Source organism: Candidatus Propionivibrio aalborgensis, assembly GCF_900089945.1.
GTDB lineage: Bacteria > Pseudomonadota > Gammaproteobacteria > Burkholderiales > Rhodocyclaceae > Propionivibrio > Propionivibrio aalborgensis.
The window spans coordinates 1-22,001 of sequence record NZ_FLQY01000268.1 but is presented as its reverse complement, the minus strand read 5'-3'; the positions used below and the strand labels follow the sequence as shown (position 1 = coordinate 22,001).

21 protein-coding genes are annotated in these 22,001 nt (G+C 60.4%); 12 read left to right on the top strand and 9 right to left on the bottom strand.

The window, feature by feature from the left end:
- Window positions 1-12: 12 nt before the first annotated feature.
- The 4 genes from PROAA_RS12690 to PROAA_RS12675 form a co-directional block, all read right to left on the bottom strand.
- The gene (locus PROAA_RS12690) at window positions 13-2,736 is read right to left on the bottom strand and encodes an HAD-IC family P-type ATPase (RefSeq protein WP_186411691.1); all 2,724 of its coding nucleotides are present in this window, start codon (window positions 2,734-2,736) and stop codon (window positions 13-15) included.
- A gap of 138 nt (window positions 2,737-2,874) precedes the next feature.
- The gene (locus PROAA_RS12685; RefSeq protein ID WP_186411690.1) at window positions 2,875-3,171 is read right to left on the bottom strand and encodes a DUF3301 domain-containing protein; all 297 of its coding nucleotides are present in this window, start codon (window positions 3,169-3,171) and stop codon (window positions 2,875-2,877) included.
- Window positions 3,172-3,225: 54 nt separating this feature from the next.
- The gene (gene recQ / locus PROAA_RS12680; RefSeq protein WP_245664266.1) at window positions 3,226-5,112 is read right to left on the bottom strand and encodes a DNA helicase RecQ; all 1,887 of its coding nucleotides are present in this window, start codon (window positions 5,110-5,112) and stop codon (window positions 3,226-3,228) included.
- A gap of 68 nt (window positions 5,113-5,180) precedes the next feature.
- A complete protein-coding gene (locus PROAA_RS12675; RefSeq protein WP_245664265.1) occupies window positions 5,181-6,479 on the bottom strand; it encodes a chloride channel protein in 1,299 nt (432 codons plus the stop codon).
- 538 nt (window positions 6,480-7,017) lie between these two features.
- Between PROAA_RS12675 and PROAA_RS12670 the strand changes: the two genes are divergently transcribed.
- From PROAA_RS12670 to PROAA_RS12625, 12 genes are all read left to right on the top strand, one after another.
- Entirely contained in the window at window positions 7,018-7,494 is a 477-nt protein-coding gene (locus PROAA_RS12670) for a Na+/H+ antiporter subunit E (RefSeq protein ID WP_186411688.1), read from the top strand.
- Between the two features lies 1 nt (window position 7,495).
- Window positions 7,496-7,777, top strand: coding sequence for an MrpF/PhaF family protein (locus PROAA_RS12665; RefSeq protein WP_186411687.1), 282 nt, complete (start codon window positions 7,496-7,498; stop codon window positions 7,775-7,777).
- On the top strand, window positions 7,774-8,103 hold the full coding sequence (gene mnhG / locus PROAA_RS18945) for a monovalent cation/H(+) antiporter subunit G (protein ID WP_222102257.1): 330 nt from the start codon (window positions 7,774-7,776) through the stop codon (window positions 8,101-8,103). Before PROAA_RS12665 ends, mnhG begins: the two co-directional genes overlap by 4 nt.
- Window positions 8,104-8,111: 8 nt before the next feature.
- Window positions 8,112-8,639: a DUF4040 domain-containing protein gene (locus PROAA_RS18940; protein ID WP_222102256.1), complete on the top strand. Its 528-nt coding sequence runs from the start codon at window positions 8,112-8,114 to the stop codon at window positions 8,637-8,639.
- Window positions 8,636-9,064, top strand: a complete 429-nt coding sequence (locus PROAA_RS12655) for a Na(+)/H(+) antiporter subunit B (protein WP_186411685.1) — start codon at window positions 8,636-8,638, stop codon at window positions 9,062-9,064. Before PROAA_RS18940 ends, PROAA_RS12655 begins: the two co-directional genes overlap by 4 nt.
- Window positions 9,061-9,429 carry a cation:proton antiporter subunit C gene (locus PROAA_RS12650; RefSeq protein ID WP_186411684.1) on the top strand — a complete coding sequence of 123 codons (369 nt, stop codon included), beginning with the start codon at window positions 9,061-9,063 and terminating at the stop codon, window positions 9,427-9,429. Before PROAA_RS12655 ends, PROAA_RS12650 begins: the two co-directional genes overlap by 4 nt.
- On the top strand, window positions 9,426-10,898 hold the full coding sequence (locus PROAA_RS18935; RefSeq protein WP_222102255.1) for a monovalent cation/H+ antiporter subunit D family protein: 1,473 nt from the start codon (window positions 9,426-9,428) through the stop codon (window positions 10,896-10,898). Before PROAA_RS12650 ends, PROAA_RS18935 begins: the two co-directional genes overlap by 4 nt.
- Complete coding sequence (locus PROAA_RS12645) at window positions 10,895-12,364, top strand: proton-conducting transporter transmembrane domain-containing protein (RefSeq protein ID WP_222102254.1); 1,470 nt, start codon at window positions 10,895-10,897, stop codon at window positions 12,362-12,364. Before PROAA_RS18935 ends, PROAA_RS12645 begins: the two co-directional genes overlap by 4 nt.
- Before the next feature lie 28 nt (window positions 12,365-12,392).
- Entirely contained in the window at window positions 12,393-12,641 is a 249-nt protein-coding gene (locus PROAA_RS12640; protein ID WP_186411682.1) for a hypothetical protein, read from the top strand.
- A complete protein-coding gene (locus PROAA_RS12635) occupies window positions 12,631-14,325 on the top strand; it encodes a Na(+)/H(+) antiporter subunit D (RefSeq protein ID WP_186411681.1) in 1,695 nt (564 codons plus the stop codon). Before PROAA_RS12640 ends, PROAA_RS12635 begins: the two co-directional genes overlap by 11 nt.
- A gap of 217 nt (window positions 14,326-14,542) precedes the next feature.
- Entirely contained in the window at window positions 14,543-16,153 is a 1,611-nt protein-coding gene (locus PROAA_RS12630; RefSeq protein WP_186411680.1) for a Na+/H+ antiporter, read from the top strand.
- Window positions 16,154-16,283: 130 nt separating this feature from the next.
- A complete protein-coding gene (locus PROAA_RS12625) occupies window positions 16,284-16,775 on the top strand; it encodes an OmpA family protein (RefSeq protein WP_186411679.1) in 492 nt (163 codons plus the stop codon).
- A 30-nt stretch (window positions 16,776-16,805) separates the two neighbouring features.
- Here PROAA_RS12625 and PROAA_RS12620 read toward each other — a convergent pair whose 3' ends face one another.
- From PROAA_RS12620 to PROAA_RS12600, 5 genes are all read right to left on the bottom strand, one after another.
- Window positions 16,806-18,200, bottom strand: a complete 1,395-nt coding sequence (locus tag PROAA_RS12620; protein WP_186411678.1) for a sensor histidine kinase — start codon at window positions 18,198-18,200, stop codon at window positions 16,806-16,808.
- Window positions 18,181-18,873 (bottom strand): response regulator transcription factor, encoded by a 693-nt coding sequence (locus tag PROAA_RS12615; RefSeq protein WP_186411677.1) that lies wholly within the window; start codon window positions 18,871-18,873, stop codon window positions 18,181-18,183. Before PROAA_RS12615 ends, PROAA_RS12620 begins: the two co-directional genes overlap by 20 nt.
- Window positions 18,874-19,150: 277 nt before the next feature.
- Window positions 19,151-19,525 carry a hypothetical protein gene (locus PROAA_RS12610; RefSeq protein ID WP_186411676.1) on the bottom strand — a complete coding sequence of 125 codons (375 nt, stop codon included), beginning with the start codon at window positions 19,523-19,525 and terminating at the stop codon, window positions 19,151-19,153.
- 140 nt (window positions 19,526-19,665) lie between these two features.
- Window positions 19,666-21,474 carry a sodium:solute symporter family protein gene (locus PROAA_RS12605; protein ID WP_186411675.1) on the bottom strand — a complete coding sequence of 603 codons (1,809 nt, stop codon included), beginning with the start codon at window positions 21,472-21,474 and terminating at the stop codon, window positions 19,666-19,668.
- 10 nt (window positions 21,475-21,484) lie between these two features.
- Entirely contained in the window at window positions 21,485-21,751 is a 267-nt protein-coding gene (locus PROAA_RS12600; RefSeq protein WP_186411674.1) for a DUF4212 domain-containing protein, read from the bottom strand.
- Window positions 21,752-22,001: the final 250 nt, after the last annotated feature.

The following is a 22,001-nucleotide window of genomic DNA, read 5'->3' as shown; positions in this document are numbered from 1 at the left end:
TCAACTTCAGAATTACCGGCGTCGATGCAGGAGGTGTTTTTCCACGCCGACGACCAACAATGCAGAAAGACCCACCGCGAAAATCTCCATCCACGCATGGGCGTCAATCGGTGCGGTTTGAAACAGTTGGTTCATCAACGGCACATAGGTCAGGGACAACTGCAGAACAGCCATCGTCGCCACGCCGTACCAGATCGCCGGATTGCTGAAGAGGCCAATTTTCAGCGCCGAGCGACTCAAGGAACGGCAGTTGAACAGATAGAATGTCTCGACCACGACGAAAACGTTGACCGCCACCGTGCGGGCCTCGGCCAGGGTGTGCCCGCGCGCCAGCTCCAGCAGGAAGAGGCCGAAGGAACCGCCGAGCAACAACACGCCGACCAGCACGATACGGGCGATCAATGCGTGATCAAGGATCGGCGTGCCCGGCGGTCGCGGCACGCGACGCATGACGCCTTTCTCGATCGGCTCGAAGGCAAGGGTCAGACCGAGAAACACCGCCGTCGTCATGTTGATCCACAGAATCTGCAGCGCCGTGATCGGTAGCGTGGCGCCGGCAACGATGGCCGCCATGATGACCAGGCCTTCGCCGAAATTGGTCGGCAGCGTCCAGGTGATGAACTTGACGAGATTGTCGTAGACCCCGCGCCCCTCCTCGACAGCCGCCTCAATCGTGGCGAAATCGTCGTCGGTCAGCACCATGTCCGCCGCATCCTTGGCCACCTCTGTGCCGGCCAGACCCATGGCGATGCCGATATTGGCCTGTTTGAGTGCCGGCGCGTCATTGACGCCGTCGCCGGTCATCGCCACAACCTCGCCATCGGCCTGCAGGGCACGCACCAGTCGCAGCTTCTGTTCGGGTTCGACCCTGGCGAAAACATGCACGGCTTGCGCCACGCCGCGCAGGGCATCGTCGTCGAGCGCGGCCAGATCACGCCCGGTCAGTACGGTGTTTTCAGCCTCTGCACCCGCCTTGACGATACCGATCTGGCTGGCGATCGAAAGCGCCGTCACGGCATGGTCGCCGGTAATCATCTTGACCACGATTCCGGCTGCATGACAGGCTTTTACTGACGAAATCGCCTTTGGCCGCGGCGGATCGATCATGCCGAACAGCCCGACGAACTGAAGTTCGCAGTCATCCCGTTCAATCTGTTTGTGGTCCAAGGAACCGCCTGAAAGGGACGCCAGGCGCCCGACCGCAAGCACACGCAAGCCCTCGACAGCCATCTCGCCAGCGATTTTCTCGATCCGCTCGCGATCGATAGGCACTGGCACGCCTGCCGCATCGAGCATGCTCGTCGAGCGCGGCAGCAACTGCTCGATGGCGCCCTTGAAATACGCAATACGCACCCCTTCAATTTCGTGCAGGGTTGCCATGTACTGGCGTGCCGAATCGAAGGGGATTTCATCGAGTCGGGGAAACAGTTTCTGCAGCGTAGCTTCGTCAAGCCCGCCCTTGCGTAGCGCAACGAGCAACGCACCTTCGGTCGGATCACCGGTAATTTCCCAATGCCGCCCAGATTTGCGCAAGCCGGCATCGTTGCACAGCCCGCCGCCGAGCAGGCATTCGCGCAGTGCACAGGAATCCGGCGAATCCAGGTCGGGCTCGTCGGCAATCTTGCCGGTCGGCGCATAGCCACTGCCGCTCACCGGGTAGCTCACGCCACCGGCAAAAATTTCGCGTACCGTCATCTGGTTCTCGGTCAGCGTGCCGGTCTTGTCCGAGCAGATCACCGTCGTACTGCCTAGCGTTTCGACCGCCGGCAACTTGCGGATGATCGCGCGGCGTTTGGCCATGCGTGAAACGCCGATCGCCAGCGTGATCGTCATCGCCGCCGGCAATCCCTCGGGAATCGCCCCCACCGCCAGCGCCACGGCGGCCATGAACATTTCGAAAGCCGACTCGCCGCGCCACAGTCCGATCGCGAAGGTCAGCACCGCGAGCAGGCCGATGGCAATCAGCAGCCAGTTGCTGAAAACCGCCATCTTGCTCGTGAGCGGCGTGGTGAGATCGGGCGCTTCGGCGATCAGGCGCGAGATGCGTCCTGTCTCGGTCGCGTCGCCGGTTGCCACCACGACGCCGGCGCCCTGACCGCGAACCATCACCGTGCCGGCATAAGCCATGTTGCCGCGCTCGGCGAGCAGGGTATCCGGCGAAAGTGCCTTGTGGTGCTTGCTCACTGCCGTCGACTCACCGGTCAGCGCCGACTCTATCGCTTGCAGTTCTTTCGCGCGAAACAGGCGCAGATCGGCCGGCACCTTGTCACCCGCCGCCAGCAGCACGACATCGCCAGGAACCAGCGCCGTCGACGGCAAACGTCGTTTGGCACCGCCGCGTAGCACCGTCACTTCGCTCGTCACCGAACGCGCCAGAGCCGCCAGGGCATCTTCAGCACGGCCTTCCTGGATGAAGCCGATCACCGCATTGATCAGCGTGACTCCAAAAATCACCCCCGAATCAACCCATTCGCCAAGAAAAGCCGTTACAACGCCGGCGATCACCAGCACAACCACCAGCGGCTGGCTGAACTGTAGCGCAAAGCGAAGCAAGGGCCCCCGGCCGGGTTGTGGCGTGATGCGGTTTTCGCCGTGCTGTGCGCGCAGGGAACTGACTGCTTCGTCCGACAGACCATCGTCCAGCACCGTCTTCAGATCGTCAGCCACCTGATCGACCGGAAGATGATGCCAGTCATTCCTTCGATGGACCGGGTTCTTATGAGCCACTGCGTTCATTTCGTTGCGCCAGATTGAACAATATCGAATTTTGGGCCGCCGAACGGAGAATCAGGGCCATCAACGCTTGCCGATCGTCGATTTCGCTCGCACCTGATGTTCCCATACTTCCGCAAGCGCATAAATACCGCAGCCTGATTACAGGTTGATCACCAGCACCTGACTTCCCAGCATGACAATGCGTCCTGCACACCGATCATTACCCGTGTCACTGTACTCAAAACCATAGAGGCGACGAATGCGTAAGACGCCCTCGTCATCCCGACCCAGACCAATGCGCTGAATGGCGACGGTGTCGTCGAGCAGCAGCTTGTCCTCGGAATTGCAGGCCGCCTTCGAAGCCGACACCGCCGCCTCGCGGGCTTTGAGGCTATCGAACCATATCCAGCCAGTCGCAACCAGCAGCAGAAGCCCGAGAATATCCAGAAAATCCATGCGGACAGCTTAACCGAAATTGTCGCTCGTCCCTGCGCTCGGGCGATTGCTCAATCAGCCGCCCAACACGCGCAGGATGTCGCGCCCGTAGGCCTCAAGCTTCTTCGCGCCCACACCGCTGATGTTTTCGATGGCCTCCAGTGAACCAGGCGCCGTGTGCGCCATTTCAGCCAGAGTCGCATCGTGGAAGATGACGTAGGCCGGTAGTTTGCGTTCGCGCGCTAGCTCGCCGCGCCACGCCTTCAGCGCTTCGAAACGCGCCAGGCCGGCTTCGTCGAGTGGTAACGGCGGCGACTTGCCCCTGGTGCGCTGAGCACTGGTGCCCTTTCCACGCTTCGCGACGCGCGCCGCCTTTGACGCAACGCCGGGCTGGCGCAGCGTTATCTGCACCTCGCCGCGCAAAACCTCGCGCGCTGCAGGCGTGAGCTCCAAAGTGTTGTAGTCGCCTTCGGTTTGCAGGTAGCCCAGCGCGATCAGTTGACGCAACACGACACGCCATTGCGCTTCGCTCACGTCGGAGCCGATGCCAAAAGTGGTGAGACTCTCATGCCCGAACTGCGCAACCTTCTCCGTAGTCTTGCCGCGCAACACATCGATCAGATGCCCGGCGCCGAAGCGCTGGCCGCGCTGCTGGAGGAAACGATAGACGCCGGAAAGTGCTTTGCGCGCAGCCTCGGTGGCGTCCCAGGTCGCTGGCGGATTCAGACAGTTGTCGCAGGCGTTCTGGTGCGCACCGCATACGACACTCGCCTCGCCAAAATAGGCGAGTAGCCGGACGCGCCGGCAATCGTGCGCTTCGGCCAGCGACAGCAACGCGTCGAGCTTGCCGCGCTGGTTGCGCTTGAACGCCTCGACGGCCGGACTCTCGTCGATCATGCGCCGCTGGTTGACCACGTCCGCCAAGCCGTAAGCCATCCAGGCATCGGCAGGCAAGCCATCGCGGCCCGCCCGACCGGTCTCCTGGTAGTAGCCCTCGATGTTCTTCGGCAAATCCAGGTGCGCGACGAAGCGCACGTCTGGCTTGTCAATCCCCATCCCGAAAGCGATGGTGGCGACCATGACGAGGCCCTCATCGCGCAAGAAGCGGTCCTGGTGACGCCGGCGCACCTCGGCGGCGAGCCCGGCGTGATAGGGCAACGCACTGATACCCTGACGATCCAGCCACACTGCCGTCTCATCCACCTTCCGGCGTGACTGGCAGTAAACGATGCCTGCGTCTCCCTGGTGTTCCTCCTGGATGAAGTGCAACAACTGCCGGCGTGCATCGTCCTTTTCGACCACGGCGTAACGGATGTTTGGTCGGTCGAAACTGCTGATGAAAACGCGGGCTTCGCTCAATGCAAGCCGCTCAATGACGTCGGCGCGCGTCAGATCGTCGGCCGTCGCGGTGAGGGCGATGCGCGGAACACCGGCGTAGCGCTCGTGCAATACGTTAAGCGCCTGATAATCCTCACGAAAATCGTGGCCCCACTGGCTTACGCAATGCGCCTCGTCGATGGCAAAAAGGCTGAGCAGACCGCGCTCGCGCAGCGAATCGAGCTGCGCGAGCATGCGCGGCGTGGTCAAGCGTTCGGGTGCCACATAAAGCAGCACCAGACGGCCGCTCAACATTTCGCGCTCAATCCGCTGCGTTTCCTCCAGCGTCAGAGTCGAATTGATGAACGCCGCGTGCACACCGGCCACTTCGAGAGCACCAACCTGATCGTGCATGAGCGCGATCAGCGGGCTCACAACGACCGCCACGCCGTGACCGGCGCGGTGCCGCATGATCGCCGGCAGCTGGTAACACAGGCTCTTGCCGCCACCGGTGGGCATCAGCACCAGCGCGTCACCACCGCTGAGCACATGCGCGACAATTTCTGCTTGCGCGCCGCGAAAGTCCTTATAACCGAACAATTCGTGCAGGATCGCGACAGCGGACGAGTCGGCCGAATGGGTCACAAGGCAGGCCGACGTCAAGAAAACATGCGTAAACGAGCGAGTCCGACTGCAGTCTGGCGGAGTTGCATTCAGGATCCTGCAGGGTCTTTCGTGGCCCGAAACCCGAGGGCCAACTGCTGGTATAGCTCCGGACTCAGCCGAGCACTCACGGCCTTGGCGATCAGAGTGACCGCCATCAGGCTGATCACCATTTCGTGACCGTCAATCATCTCCATGACGATAATTGCCGAAGTTATGGGCGCCTGCGTTACCGCAGCCAGGAATCCAGCCATGCACAGGGCGATTATCGGAATCGTATCCGCGGGAATTCCCGACAGCTGGGCCAGATTGGAGCCTAGAGAGGCTCCAACGGCCAAGGCTGGAGCGAAAATTCCGCCAGGAATGCCCGAGTAGTAACTCACTATGGTGGCCAGAAAACGAGTGATCGGCGCGTGCCAGGGAAGCTCCAATTCACCGGACACAACCTGTGAAGTGATCATGTAGCCGCTGCCATACGAGAGGCCGCCGCCGACCAGACCGATAATCGCTATCAGCAAACCACAGGCGCCGGCAAAATATATCGGGTGCTCGGCCCGCCAACGCCACAGCTTGAGATCCACTCGCTTTTGCGGCCATAACATCAAGCGGCTGAACAGCCCACCCAATGAGCCGCAGACAAGTCCGGTAACAATGATCGGTAGAACGATGGTTCGATCCTGGTTGATCACTTTGAGCTGGCCGAAATAATTGTAATTGCCGTGCAGGGCGACGGCCACCAGACCGGAAATGATGATGGTGCTGACCAACACGCCGCTGGTGCGTGTTTCAAGTCTGCGCCCCAGCTCCTCAATGGCGAAGACAATACCAGCCAAAGGCGTGTTGAATGCTGCAGCCACGCCCGCCGCGCCTCCAGCCAGGATGAGATCCTGAGCTCGCAACGCGCGGGAACTCGGAAAGATATTGTGGATGGAATGCATGACCGAGGCAGCGACCTGAACCGAAGGTCCCTCACGCCCTGCCGAGAACCCTCCCACCAGAGCCAGCGCGCCAAGGATTATCTTGCCGAAGGCAATCCGCAACGACAACAAAGTATTGACGGGCTTTCCTTTGGCAGCAAGCCAGGTTGCGGCGATTACTTGCGGGATCCCGCTCCCTGCGGCTCCCGGACAGAGCCGTCGCGTCAGCCATACGGTCAGCATGCCGATGGTCGGCGCCAGCACGAAAGGCATCCAGGGGCGGCCCGTTGTGAGCCTGCCGAAAAGTGCAAGCGCCATATCCGCCAGTTCGGCGAACGCAACGACCATCAGGCCCGCCAGCAATGCTGCAAACCACAGCTTTGCCCGGGTACGCCAACGCAAAGTGCTGAGTGGTCCAAGGAGTCGAGCCAATTGCTATTCTTTCAACAAAGCGTTCAATCCGAACGACATTATATCGGCAGCGGACAGAATGCTCTCACCCATTCCTTGCGCCAAACCGCCTGCGGAGCTGGAACCATGATTCTTGACGGTTCGGCACATTTTGCATGGCTCAACTTTCTGTAAGCTTACACTGCTCTTGCTCATTGATCGACCTCCAACTCTTGCGGCCGTCTGCACTCTAATTGACGCTCATGCGGATCATGCCGGGCAACGGCAAGAACGTCATACGCGACGCCAGTGTTCCGCCTGTGCCGCACCGGCTTGTACTCTTGGCTGAAGCTCAACGGAAATCAGAGAATCCATTTGCGACTGGCAAAGGGATAGCGCCGAAGTTGCTGCACAATTGAAGAGTTCGCGGTCAACCTTTGTTACGCTTACAGTCAACTTTCATTAAGTTTATGTTCAATCATTATTTGTCGGGCCGCCGCGTTCGTATATAATTTGCAACTCGTCGGCCGCCATGGTACGTCGGCCCTATCCGATCCTTTCGTTGCCCAGGGCTTTCTGGATGCTTCATGCGGTAAGCGCGATTCTGGCGCTGTTTTCTTTCTGGCTGGTATTGTCCGGCTTCTTTACCGCGTTTCTCATCAGCGCGGGCGCCGCCTCGTCGCTGGCGGTCTTTGCCTTTTCGCGGCGCATGGGCGTCGTCGACCGCGAGGGACACCCCGTCCATCTAAGCTGGCGCGCCCTCACCTACTGGCCCTGGCTGATCAAGGAAATCGTCAAGTCGAGCTGGGACGTCTCGAAGATCATTCTCAATCCACGTCTTCCGATCAGTCCGACGCTGGTGCGCATCAAGCCGACGCAGCGCACGCCTGAAGGGCTCGTCACGCACGCCAATTCCATCACGCTCACGCCGGGCACGATTTCCGTCGAGGTCGGCCCCGACGAATTCCTGGTCCACGCCGTCACCCGCGAGGCCGCCGAGGGCGTGGCGAGCGGCGACATGGATCGCCGCGCCACCCGCTTCGAAGGCAGCGCCTGACATGTTCGCCGCGGCCGCCCTTGCCCTGCTGGTGGCCCTAGGCCTCACCCTGACGCGTGCCGTACTCGGACCGACCGTGTTCGACCGCGCACAGGCAGCGAACACCATCGGCACGATTGCCGTACTCCTTCTGGCGGTGATCGGCTTCCTCAACGGCCGCCCCGAATTCCTCGACCTGGCCATTGTTTACGGGCTGCTCAACGTCATCGGCACCATCGCCGTCCTCAAGTATTTCACGTACGGCGACCTGGGCGAACCAGGCGAAGAGGAGGAAGAACAGTGAGCCTGTTGCTTGAATGGGTAAGCTGGGCCTGCCTGCTGGCTGGCGGCTTCTTTTGCGTGGTTGGCGCGCTTGGCCTCTTGCGCATGCCGGATTTCTACACACGCATGCACGCCGCCAGCGTCACCGACACGCTGGGCGCCGGGTTGATCCTGTTCGGCCTCATGTTGCAGGCCGGCTTGACGCTGGTGACGGCCAAGCTGCTGATCATCGTACTGCTGATTGCGTTCACCAGCCCGACCGCCACCCACGCATTGGCCAAGGCGGCGCTGACGCGCGGGGTGCAGCCGCAACTGGACGAGGACGGGGAGCCGCCATCGAAACCCTGATCATCAACGTGCTGCTGGCAATGATGGCGGTCACCGTGGTCGCGCTGACGCGCAGCCGGAATTTGTTCGCGGTGGTGGTGCTCGGGGGCATCTACAGCTTCCTTATGGCGACTGTGCTGGTGGCGCTGGACGCGGTCGATGTGGCGATGACCGAGGCCGCCGTCGGCGCCGGCATTTCGACGGTTCTGCTGCTGGGCGCCCTGCATCTTTGCAAGAGCGAGGAGGCCAAGCCGCTGCACCGCCCCTGGCTGCCCCTCATGCTGGCCCTGGCGACCGGCGCCACACTGGTCTACGGCACGCTCGGCCTGCCGGCATTCTCGGATCCGGCGGCTCCCATCCACGCACACGTCGTACCCCGCTACCTCGTGGATGGTCCTCGTGAAACCGGCGTGCCCAATGTGGTGACCGCCGTTCTGGCCAGCTATCGCGGTTTCGACACGCTGGGCGAAACGACCGTGGTGTTCACCGCCGGCATCGGTGTCATCGCCCTGCTGCGGCGGCGCATCGGCCGCAAGGATGACGAGGATATCAAGTGAAGAGCTATCTCGTCCTGCGCGTCATTGCTAAGATGCTGATTCCCTTCATGCTGCTGTTCGCGCTCTACGTCCAGTTCCACGGCGACTTCGGGCCCGGTGGCGGCTTCCAGGCCGGCGTCATTGCTGCTGCCGCCGTCATTTTCTATTCGCTGATCTACGGTCTGCCCAAGGCGCGCAAGGTCGTGCCGGGCTGGCTGGTCGAAACGATGCTCGCTGCCGGCGTGCTGATCTACGCCGGCGTCGGCATCGCCGGCATCTTCCTGGATGGCAACTTCCTCGACTACTTCGTGCTGTCCGCCGACTCGGTGGCAGGCCAGCACCGTGGCATCTTCTGGGTCGAAGTCGGCGTGGCGACCACGGTTTCCGGCGTGATGCTGAAAATCTTCTACATGTTTGCCGGACGCGGCAGGCAAGAGTCGGAATGAACACCGGCAGCCACTTCGCCTACTGGATCACCGTCTTCCTGCTGATGGCGGGTCTTTACATCCTCATCGCGCGCGGCAACCTGATCAAGAAACTGGTCGGCCTGGGAATTTTCCAGACCTCTGTGTACCTGCTCTACATTTCGCCCGGCAAGCTCATCGGCGGCACTGCCCCGATCTTCGCCACAGCCTTCACGGTGTACTCCAACCCGCTGCCGCACGTGCTAATCCTCACCGCCATCGTCGTCGGCGTGGCGACACTGGCGCTCGGACTGGCGCTGGTGGTGCGCATCCGCGAAGCCTATGGCACCATTGAGGAAGACGAGATTCTTGCGCTCGACGACGAACGGGAGCGCGAAAAGGAATGATCGCCGCGCATCTGCCCGCCCTGCAGGTCGTCCTGCCGCTGATTTCCGCACCGCTGATGGTGCTGGTACGCCGGGGTGGCATCGCCTACGGCCTGATGCTGACCGTCGCCTGGATATCGTTGCTGATCTCCCTCCTGCTGGCGCAACAGGTCGCCGAATTCGGCCCGATCTCCTACCATATCGGCAACTGGCCACCGCCCTGGGGAATTGAATACCGCGTCGACGCGCTGTCATCCTTCGTTCTCGTGCTGGTTTCCCTTGCCGGAGCGGTGGTGGTGCCCTACAGTCGCCGCAGCGTGATGTCCGAGGTGCCGCAGGCGCTGCACTACCTCTTCTACTCCATGTTCGCCCTCTGCCTGACCGGCCTGCTCGGAATCACGATCACCGGCGACGCCTTCAACATTTTCGTCTTTCTTGAGATTTCCTCGCTGTCGACCTATGTGCTGATCGCACTGGGACGCGACCGCCGCGCCCTGACCGCGGCCTACCAGTACCTGATCATGGGCACAATCGGCGCCACTTTCATCGTCATCGGCGTTGGCCTGCTCTACCTGATGACCGGCTCGCTCAACCTCGTCGACATCGCCCAGCGACTGCCCGCGGTCGCCGAAAAACGACCGGTGCTTGCGGCGCTGGCCTTCCTCACCGTCGGCATCTCGCTCAAGCTGGCGTTGTTCCCGCTGCACCTGTGGCTGCCCAACGCCTACACCTACGCGCCGTCGTCGATTTCCGCCTTTCTGGCGGCCACGGCGACCAAGGTGTCGGTGTACGTGCTAATCCGCTTCTACTATTCGGTATTCGGCGACAGCCTGGTATTCAGGGATCTGCAGATTCTGCTGGTATTGTCGATCGCGGCCATGATTACGGCCTCGCTCGCTGCCATCTACCAGAACAATCTGAAGCGCCTGTTCGCCTACTCCAGCGTCGCACAGATCGGCTATATCACCCTGGGACTGTCGCTGGATTCCGTCGGCGGCCTCTCCGCCGCCATCGTTCATCTGTTCAATCACGCGCTGGCCAAGGGCGCGCTGTTCATGCTGATCGGCGGCATCATGCTACGCACCGGTGACGTAACGCTGAGTCACGCCGCCGGACTTGCGCGCCGCATGCCGGTGACAGCTCTCGGCATCGTCATCGCCGGCCTGACGTTGATCGGCGTGCCCGGCACCGCAGGCTTCGTCAGCAAATGGGCGCTCATCACGGCATCGCTCGAAGCAGGCAGGTGGTGGCTGGTACCGCTCATCGTCGCCAGTTCGCTGCTGGCTGTCGCGTACGTCTGGCGCTTCGTCGAAGCCGCCTACCTGCGCGAACCGCCGCCCGAAAGCCAGGAGAAGAACGAGGCGCCGTGGTCGATGCTGGTGCCGGCCTGGCTGATGGTAGCCCTGTCCATCTATTTCGGCGTCGACACCCGCTTTACCCTTGGCGGTGCAACGCGCGCCGCGCAAATGCTGCTCGGGGTCGGCGGATGATCGGTACGCAAACCGCCATAGGCGCCGCCCTCATCGTGCCGCTGGCCGGGGCGCTGGCCATCGCCCTGCTCGGCCGCCGGCCAAACCTGCGCGAGACGGCGACGCTGTCCACGGCCACTCTCCTTTTCTTCTGCGTGATTTCCCTGCTGGCGCCGGTCAGCGCCGGCGAGCGGCCGGAGCTGACTTTGTTCGAGATGTTTCCCGGACTCTCGATCGCCTTCCGCGTCGAACCGCTGGGCATGCTCTTCGCGCTGGTGGCGAGCGGCCTGTGGATCGTCAACTCGCTGTATTCGATTGGCTACATGCGTGGCAACGACGAGCAAAAGCAGACACGCTTCTACGTCTGCTTCGCCGGCGCGCTGGCCGCCGCAATGGGCATCGCTTTCGCCGCAAATCTGCTGACGCTGTTCCTTTTCTACGAGACGCTGACCCTGATTACGTATCCGCTGGTAACGCACAAGGGAAGCGAGGACGCGAGGCGCGGCGGACGCACCTATCTCGGCCTGCTGATCGGCACCTCGATGCTGTTCCTCCTGCCCGCCATCGCCATCACCTGGCATGTCGCCGGCACGCTTGATTTCGTTTCCGGAGGCATCCTCGACGGCAAGTTGTCCGGCTTTGCGCTCGGCGGACTGCTGGCACTCTTCATGTTCGGCATCGGCAAGGCGGCGCTGATGCCCTTCCACCGCTGGCTGCCGGCGGCGATGGTGGCGCCGACGCCCGTTTCCGCTCTCCTGCACGCCGTGGCGGTGGTCAAGGCCGGTGTCTTCAGCGTGCTGAAGGTCGTGGTCTACGTCTTCGGCACGGGGACGCTGGCCAGCGCAACGAACACCGACTGGCTGGTGGCGATAGCCGGCTTCACCATCGTTGCTTCCTCGGTGGTAGCGCTTCACGCCGACAATCTGAAGCGCCGGCTGGCCTACTCGACGATCAGCCAGCTTTCCTACATCGTTCTCGCCGCAGCAATCCTGGCCCCTTTGTCGATCATCGGCGCGGCGCTGCACATCGCCACGCATGCGGTGGGCAAAATCACGCTGTTCTTTGCCGCCGGCGCGATCTACACCGCCGCCCACAAGACCGAGGTCAGCCAACTCGACGGTATCGGCCGGCGCATGCCATGGACCATGGCCGCGTTCACCGTCGGAGCGCTGTCGCTGATCGGCATCCCGCCCGCCGCGGGCTTCATCAGCAAGTGGTTCATCATGTCCGGCGCGGCAGACGCCGGCCAATACGGCGCGCTGGCGGTGCTGATCATCAGCACCCTGCTCAACGCGGCCTATTTCCTGCCCATTGTTTACGCGGCCTTCTTCCGGCCGCTGTCGGCAGAAGATGCGCACCACCCGCATGGCGAAGCGCCGAGACTGATGGTCGTCGCGCTGATGCTGACCACCACGGCCACCCTGTCACTGTTCCTTTTCTCGGCCCCGCTGCTGGAACTGGTCGAGCAGTTGGTGGTACCCCGCTAAGCAATGCCCAACTTTATGGATGGCGACCATGTCAGGACCTAATGAATATTGGCTGGACAGCAGCGAGAACGTGACCAAGCTGTTTCGCGGCCTGTGCATTCTCGGACTCGCCCTGCTGGCGATCGACCTGGTGTTGCACAAGCACGAGGCATTCGCGTTCGCCGCGTGGTTCGGATTCTACTGCCTGTTCGGTTTTTTCGCCTGCGTGGTGCTGGTGCTGGTAGCCAAGCAGCTGCGCCGCATCCTGATGCGTGACGAGGACTACTATGAGCGGTGACTTTCCTGTCGCGCTGATCTTTGTTCTGGGCGCCGTAGCGGTGCCCTTCCTGCGGGGTCGGCTGCGTACCGCCTACATGTTGCTGCTGCCGATAATCGCTTTCGCGTATCTGCTTGCGCTGCCGTACGGCGAGTTCGGCCAGGTCGAACTGCTCGGTCAGACACTGGTGCTGATGCGCGTCGACCGTTTGAGTCTGCTCTTCGGCTACATTTTCGTACTCGCCTCGCTGCTCAACGTGATCTACGCGATCCATCTCAAGGACACGATGCAGCACGTCGCCGGACTCGTTTACGCCGGTAGCTCGATCGGCGCGGTGTTCGCGGGCGATCTGATGACGCTGTTCATGTTTTGGGAACTCACGGCCGTTTCGTCGGTGCTGCTGATCTGGGCGCAGCGCACCGATACCACTTTCCGCACCGGTTTACGCTATGTCGTGGTGCAGCTACTTTCGGGAATGTTCCTGCTCGCCGGCGGGCTCCTGCACTGGCGGGCAACCGGATCGCTGGCATTCGGCCACATCGGTCTTTCGGGCCTCGCCGGAACACTGATCCTGATCGCTTTCGGGATCAAGTGTGCCTTCCCGCTGCTGCATAACTGGCTTCAGGACGCCTACCCGGATGCGACTCCCACCGGCGCCGTGATCCTCTCGGCGTTCACCACCAAGCTGGGTATCTACGCGCTGGCGCGCGCCTACCCAGGCACCGAGATGCTGATCTGGATCGGCACCCTGATGGCAGCCTTCCCGATTTTCTATGCGGTCATCGAAAACGACCTGCGTCGGGTACTGGCCTACAGCATGAACAACCAGTTGGGCTTCATGGTGGTCGGCATCGGAATCGGCAGCGAGCTGGCGATCAACGGCGCGGTGGCGCATGCCTTCGCCGACATCCTGTTCAAAGGCCTGTTGTTCATGTCGATGGGCGCGGTGCTGTTGCGTACCGGCACGGTCAAGGGCAGCGAACTGGGCGGACTATACAAATCGATGCCCTGGACGACCGGCTTCTGCATCGTCGGCGCGGCTTCGATCTCGGCGTTCCCGCTGTTCAGCGGTTTTGTCACCAAATCGATGATCATGTCCGCCGCGGCCGACGAGGGTCTGCTGCTGACTTGGCTGGTGCTGCTGTTCGCCTCTGCCGGCGTCTTCCACCACGCAGGAATCAAGATTCCGTATTTTGCCTTCTTTTCGCATGACTCGGGAATACGCTGCGAGGAGGCGCCGCGCAACATGCTGATCGCGATGGGCGTCGCTGCCGCGCTGTGCATCGGCATCGGCGTCTTCCCGGACGCGCTGTACTCGATCCTGCCTTTCCCGGTCACCTACCAGCCCTATACCTCGTCGCACGTCGTCGCCCAGCTGCAGCTGCTGGTGTTCTCGGCGCTCGCATTTGCCGTGCTCATGCGCACCGGTATCTACCCACCCGAACTGCGCTCGGTCAACCTCGACAGCGACTGGTTTTACCGCGTCTTTCTGTACAAGTTGTCGCTGAAGGCAGGCTCCGTGCTCGAGCATGCGCGAGCGGTCGTAGCCGCTGGGCTGAAGACCGTCGCCAGGGGGCTATTCGCGCACATCGACCGTTACCACGGCGCGCAGGGCACCCTGGCGCGCACCTGGCCGATCGGCAGCATGGCGATCTGGGTGGTTGTGCTGCTACTTGCCTATCTGCTGCTCTACTACGCCTACTGAACCCGGACCAGGCATCTGCCTCGCTACGTCGCCGAATTTTCCGACCCCTTCAATCGACGATTGGAACTTGCCGGCCGCAGTGATGTGTATGACTGCTTGCGTTTCTGGAAAATACTCCACCGCGCAAAATGTAGTGCGACCCAATTTTATGCATGCTCAACATTTAATTAATCTTGTACGCTAGAATCCTGCACCTGTACTTGTAGGCAAATATCTCATGGCTATAACCGAACTGACCTTGCTGCTTCTGCTGGCGATCGCCGTCGGTGGCGCGCTCGTCCACTGGAGCCCGCTTCCACTGCCGATCTTGCTGGTGGTACTCGGCGTCATGGCGTCCTTCCTGCCGGGGTTGGACGACATCGCCGTTGACCCCGATCTGTTTCTCTTACTGTTCATCCCACCGATCTTGTTTGCTGACGCTGCGGTGTTACCACGTCGTGACTTCGTCAGCACGCTGAAACCCGTGCTTTTGTTGGCGCTCGGCCTGGTGGTACTGACCGTCGTTACCGTCGGCTACGTGATGCACTGGCTGATCCCGTCGATGCCCTTGGCAGTCGCCTTCACCCTTGGAGCGATCGTTTCGCCGACCGACGCTGTCGCTACGGTGGCGACTACGCGCTTGCTTCCCTTGCCGTCTCGGATCGTACACATTGTCAACGCCGAAAGCCTGCTTAACGACGCTTCCGGACTGGTCGTATTCAAGCTCGCCGTAGCCGCCGCCGCCACCGGATTGTTTTCATCGCAGGAGGTCGCCGGAAATTTCCTCAACCTGGCTGGTGGCGGCGTTATCGTCGGCATTATCGTTGAGTGGTTCGGGCGCGGGCTGCGCCAGCGCCTGATCAGTCTGCATGCCGCTGACCCCGTGTTGCTGACCCTGCTGTCCGTGCTGTTACCCTACGGGGCTTACCTCGCGGCCGAAGCAGTACATGTTTCGGGAATCCTGGCGGTCGTTGCGGCAGGGCTATGGGCCAGCGGTCAGGAAGTCAAAGGCCTGACCGCTGAAGCCCGCAAACATGCCCGCGAAGTCTGGCTGATGCTGTCCTACGTGCTCAACGGCGTGGTTTTCTTGCTTCTCGGGCTGCAGTTGCGCCGCATGGTTACTGGTGTCGATAGCTATGCCCCCGTTGATTTGATGTTGTACGCTATCGTGTTGTGGGTACTGCTGATGACCATGCGTGTCACTTGGGTGTGGGTATCTGCCCATCTTCGATTCCGACTTGACTGGGGATGGAGCGGTAGCAAGACCGGACCGGAACCCAAGCGACTTCTGCTGGTCAGTTGGGCAGCGGTGCGCGGCTCGATCACGCTGGCCACTGCGCTTTCGATTCCTACCGCAATCGCGGCGGGAACGCCCTTTCCAGAACGCGACCTGGTGGTCTTTCTGGCCGCAGCGACGATCATCCTGACCCTCACCTTCAATGGCGTCCCGCTGCCCTGGCTGATCCGCAAGCTGGCGATCGACACCGGTGAGGAGAACCTGCAAGAAGAGCATGCGGCACGCGCCGAAATTGCCCGCGCCGCGATCGCAGCGGTAAAGCTTGACGCCAGGGATCTTGCCGACCCGGAAGATATCACTTTCGCCGAGCAACTAGCCCACCAGTACGAGGGCAAGCTCGAATTGCTTGAAGGCGACCCAGGACACGCTTCGCAACGCGCAACGCATATCGCCCTGCGCCGTCGACTGCGCCTTGCCGCTATCAATGCCGAACGGCAGTGTCTTCACGAACTGCATGCCAGAGACGTTATCAACGACGAAAGCTTGCGAACGGTTGAGGAGGAACTCGACGAGCGCGAGCTTGTTTCCTCGATCAGGGTTGACCGCGGTTAGCGCAAGAAGGCTAGGCGCATTGGACGAATCCGGCCAAGCGCGTTTCCAGTTGCATGCTGGCGCCTACGAATCGATTCCTTAATCGCAGCGTCTTGGCCCTATGACTATGCCCTCAATCCGATCTTGCTGTTTGATTGTCGCCGCCCTTCTACTATCTGGATGCAGCGACCTGCAACACACCCGGACATCCGGAGGCGAAACGCCTGCATCGACCCAGGACACCCCGTCGCCCCCCTTGGGCATGGACAAGTCGCCGTTGGCGACGACCGAAGCACAGAATGCAGCCGTCCTCGACGAAAACAACGTTTACTTCGCTTCGGGCTCCACTACGGTCGATCAGGACGGGAAGGAAAAACTGCGTCGACATGCCGAGGATCTGAAGCAGAATCCAAAAAAGATACTGACGCTTGCAGGGCACACGGACGATACAGGAAGCCGCAACTACAATCTGGCGATTGCAGAAGAACGCCTGATGAATGTCAGCAGATTGCTGCTGGCATACGGAGCGCCGGCACGGCAGATTCGTCGAAACCGCATCGGCAACATTAAAAAGCCGCCTGCCTGCAAGACAGCCGAGTGCCGTGAAAAAATGCGCCGTGTCGAGCTGATCTACCTGCCGTAAGTCTGCCGCCGCAAGATCGCGTTGGGACGCTTATGCATTCGTGTTCAGCAAGTCCTTGTTGGCGTGTTGATGGCGTTTTTCACCGAAATACATCGGTGTCCCCGGCGCAAGACTCCTGTGCACCCGAGGTGAATCGCTATTTTCTGGCGTCATGAAAGTAATGCACACCCGGGTTCCCGTTCCCTGACTGCTCTGGATTTCCAGCTTCCAGCCGAGTCGTTGGACAACCCGTGCAACAATCGATAGCCCCAAGCCATAGCCCGTACTTTCCTCACCCTTATCCAGACGTTTGAACAGCGCAGGAAAACGGTCCTCTGGAATACCGATGCCGCTATCTACAATTTCCAGCTGGTTACCATCAAGTCTGATCGCGATTTCACCTTCCTTGGTGTAGGCGCAAGCGTTGCGCAAAAGGTTGCTGACCACGACCCAGGCCATGGAACGCTCCACTGGCAGGATCGAGCGCTCGCGCAGATCGACGGTAATGCGCACCGGGCGACCTGCCAGGGCTGGAGTACAGTCAGTCACGGCGTCGCCGATGACTTCCGCCATGACGCAAGCGGGATCGTCTTCCGCCTTGTCTTCCCTGGCAAGGTGCAGCATGGCTTCCAGGATGTGACCCATGCGAACCGCTTGGCGAAGAACAGTCTGCAAACGGTGTCGGATCGCTTCCGGCAGATACGGGTACTCGACCAGCAACTCGGCGGCACCGCGGATGATCGCCACCGACGTACGCAATTCATGACTGACATCGGCCGCAAAGTGACTCTCTCGATCAAGGAATCCCTGGAGCCGGAGTGCAAACTGGTCCATGCACTGCACCAGCCTGCCGATCTCGTTGTTGGGATAGGCGTCGGAAGAGAAGCTCAGGGGCGGGCTGTCCTTCAGGTTAATTCTCGTGGCTTTCTCTGAAACCTCGTCAAGAAGGACGGCGATGGGGCGCACCACCTGTCGAGCCAGACGCCTGCCCACGAGTGCCGAGAGCAGCGTCATGAAACCGGTGCCAAAGATCAGGAACAAAGCCAGCTTGCCCAGGCTGGAGTTAACAAAACTGCGATCATAGACGAGTGCGTAGGACGTGCCGTCGATTTCGGCGACCATCACCGAATAGCTTTGACCGCCGTGCAGCAGGACCTCGATGTATTCTTGCCCCGGTCTGACGGGCGATAATTCGGGAAAGTTGGCATCCGGAAGCACGTAACCGGCGAAGACGGTAGACGCTGGCAGGAGATCGGCCGGACTGATTGCATGGCGACTGCGGATGCTTTCCATCTCCAGCTGGAGAACGCGGACAATGGCGCGCTCCTCCAGATCCGAGACAATTCCGAAAGTGACCAAACTCAACAGTGCGCTGACGACATAACCCAGAGTGACAAAGGGGACTACGAGGCTTTTGCTCAGGCTGTCATAGGGTGGTTTTTTCATCGGCGATCCGGTAACCGAAACCGCGTACGGTATGAATGAGTTGCCGGCCGAAGGGCTTGTCGATAGCAGTGCGTAGCGTATGCATGTGGACGACGACGGCGTGCGTATCGCCTCTTTCCTCACCCCAGAGTTCACGGTGGATGGCAAGGTTGTGAACGACATTGGGCGAGTTACGCATCAATAGGGCGAGGATCTTGGTAGGCCCGGGCGGAAGCGTAATGGGCACGCCGTCACGCTCGATCTTCATGATTCCCGTATCCATGCGCAGGTCGCCGATCGTCAGAATGTCGTTGTCGACCGTCTGATTCGCGCGCCGGATCAAGGCACGAACCCGTACATGGATCTCGCGCAGGGAAACCGGTTTGATCATGTAATCATCGGCTCCGATGTCGAAGGCCGATATCTTGGTGTCGATTTCGGACTTCGCCGTGAGCATGACGATCGGTACGCGGCTGCGAAGCTGATTGCGGATGTGGATACAGACGGTCATCCCGTCGACGCCCGGCAGCATCAGGTCAAGGATAACGAGATCGTACTCGTTGGCCGCCAACAGGCTCAGCGCCTCATGGCCATCCGCGGCGTAGTGCGTGGCATAGCCTTGAATTTCAAGGAAATCGATTAGATTCCTGGCCAGGTCACGATCATCTTCAACAATGAGCAGTCGGCTTGCCATCTCTTTGCTTGCTCCTTAATGGAAATGAAGGATGGAACATCGTCGAGTTCAGCCGTGTCCGTACGGCGATACTCGCCGCGCAATCCGGCACCACACCGGCACCACGCCGCCGACATATCCCGATTCATGTTCAGTATGGCGGACATGCTGGGAATATTAGCAACAATAGCGATATTAGCGCAGGTCGCGTGCTCCTTGGAATCAGTCATTCACCGTCACGAATGCTGTTCAGTTTGTGCAGCATGATGCTCCTCGAAACAAGAGCGTCTGACCGGGCTCACACTTTCTTGTCAGTATGATTCTTGTCAGCCTGCTTGCCCCAGGGGTGTGCGTGGCGACTGAGAATGAAGTCGGCAATGAATTTGAACCAGATCGTCATGCCGGCGATTGCCGACCAGGTATCGTAGGCCATGGCACCGAGCAGGATGTTGATGATATCCCAGATTAGAATACAACCGCCAATGAGATTGATGCCGGCGCAATAGGGGGCGAACTTCCGAGCATTGGCCGGTGGTTCGCCGCGCTTGAGCGCCACCTCGGAGTAGTCGCCCTTGGCCAGTATGCGCCAGGCACGGCGCAACCAGAAGAAAGTTATCGGGAACAAGGCCAGAAAAAGAATCCACGTCATGGCGACGCTGATGTCGAAAACCATTTGCAACTCCGTATACGTACGCTTGCGTCGGCTTGCACCGTGTTTTCAGGATTTCATAAAAAATCCCGCCAGTGTACTGGCGGGATTTTTTATTCTAACAGTACACCCGACGAATCGGGCGTACTTTCGCAGACATTGGCTTAGTGCGCGCCATCCACCGTCTTGGAACCACGTGGTGTACGCACCGCTTCGACCATGTGCTGGATATGCTCCGGCGGCTCCTTGGTCACCTTATCGACCAGGAAGGCGACGATAAAGTTAACCATGGCGCCGACGCCACCGAACGCTTCCGGCGTGATGCCGAAGAAGCTGTTGGCGCCACCGATCACGTTGAGATACTCGGTTCCCTTGATGAAGAAAATCCCCTTGTGCGCGAACACATAGAACAGGGTCACGAACAGGCCGGACAGCATACCCGCCATGGCACCTTCCTTGTTCATCTTCTTGGAGAAGATGCCCATCATGATCGCCGGGAACAGCGAGCTGGCGGCAATACCGAAGGCCAGGGCCACGGTACCGGCCGCGAAGCCCGGCGGATTCAGCCCGAGATATCCGGCAACCACAATGGCAACGGCCATCGAGATCTTGCCGGCCAGCAGCTCGCCTTTTTCGCTGATGTCAGGCGCGAAAACGCCCTTGATCAGATCGTGCGATACCGAGGATGAAATCGCCATCAGCAGACCGGCGGCCGTCGACAGCGCGGCAGCAAGACCACCCGCGGCGACCAGCGCGATCACCCAGTTCGGCAGCAGAGCGATTTCCGGATTGGCGAGCACGATGATGTCGGCGTTAACCTCCAGCTCGTTGCCCTTCCAGCCGGCATCTTCAGCCTTTTTCAGGAATTCCGGATTTTTCGACTTGTCGTTGTAGTACTGGATGCGACCGTCGCCGTTCTTATCCTGGTATTTCAACAGGCCGGTCTTCTCCCAGCGCTTCATCCAGTCCGGACGCTCGTCGTACTTGATCTGCGAATCGGCCAGATACGGACTGGTGCCCTGCATGACCACACCCGGCGTCATCGTGCGGATCAGGTTCGTCTTGGCCATCACGGCAACGGCAGGCGCCGTCGTGTACAGCATGGCGATGAAGATCAGCGCCCAGCCGGCCGAACTGCGCGCATCCTTGACCGTCGGGACGGTAAAGAAGCGCATGATGACGTGCGGCAGACCGGCCGTACCGATCATCAGCGAGAACGTGTAGACGAACATGTTCAGCGTACTGCCCGGCAACGACGTCGTGTACTTGCCGAAGCCCAGATCGGTCACCACCTTGTCGAGCGTGGCAAGTAGCGAGATATCGTGGCCGACAAGATTGGAACCCAGACCCAGTTGCGGGATCGGGTTGCCGGTGAGCTGCAGCGAAATGAACACGGCCGGAATGATGTAGGCCGAAATCAGCACCAGGTACTGGGCGACCTGGGTATAGGTGATGCCCTTCATGCCGCCGAACACGGCGTAGAGGAACACGATGGCCTGGCCGACGTAAATGCCCGTGTCGGACGAAACGCCGAGGAAACGCGAGAAGGCGACGCCGACACCGGTCATCTGGCCGATGATGTAGGTCAGCGAAGCAGTCAGCAGGCAGAGCACGGCGACGACGGATGCCGTCTTCGAGTAGTAGCGGTCGCCGATGAACTGCGGCACCGTGAACTTGCCGAACTTGCGCAGGTAGGGGGCAAGCAGCATCGCCAGCAGAACGTAGCCGCCGGTCCAGCCCATCAGGAACAGGCCGCCACCGTAACCCATGTTGGCGATCAGGCCGGCCATCGAGATGAACGACGCGGCAGACATCCAGTCGGCGGCTGTCGCCATGCCGTTCAAGACCGGTGGAACCTGTCCACCAGCGGCGTAGAACTCGCTGGTACTGCCAGCGCGCGCCCAGATGGCGATGCCGATGTACAGCGCGAAACTTGCGCCGACAACGAGGTAAATCGTGGTTTGCAGATCCATTTAGGGCTCCTTATTCGTGAACGTCAAACTTGATGTCGATATCGCCCATCTTTTTGGCGTAGATAAAAATCAGCGCGATGTAGATGTAGATTGCCCCCTGCTGGGCGAACCAGAAGCCCAGCGGATAACCACCCAGATGAATCGAGTCCAGCATGGGGGCGAGCAGAATCCCGCAACCAAACGTAACAAAGGTCCAGACTGCCATGATCCAGGTCAGCAATCCCAGCGTTGCGGACCAATAAGCCTTCGACTTCTCGTCCGAGATTTTGTCATTCATGATCACTTCCTCCTGTTATATCCGAACTTGAGCTCAAGCGCCTGCCTGAGCCACGTCGGAAGTCTCGTTTTCAAAACTTACAGTCGACTGACAATTACTGCGATTACGGACGAAATTTTGGCGGATTATTCATCCTTGATACAATCCTTACCCGATGCTTACTTATATCGGGGAGATGGTTTTGAAACGGGGCCTCAAAAAAACCGGCCTCGACGCAATTTACAAAGCGAGAGGCCGGTTTCCCTTTGTG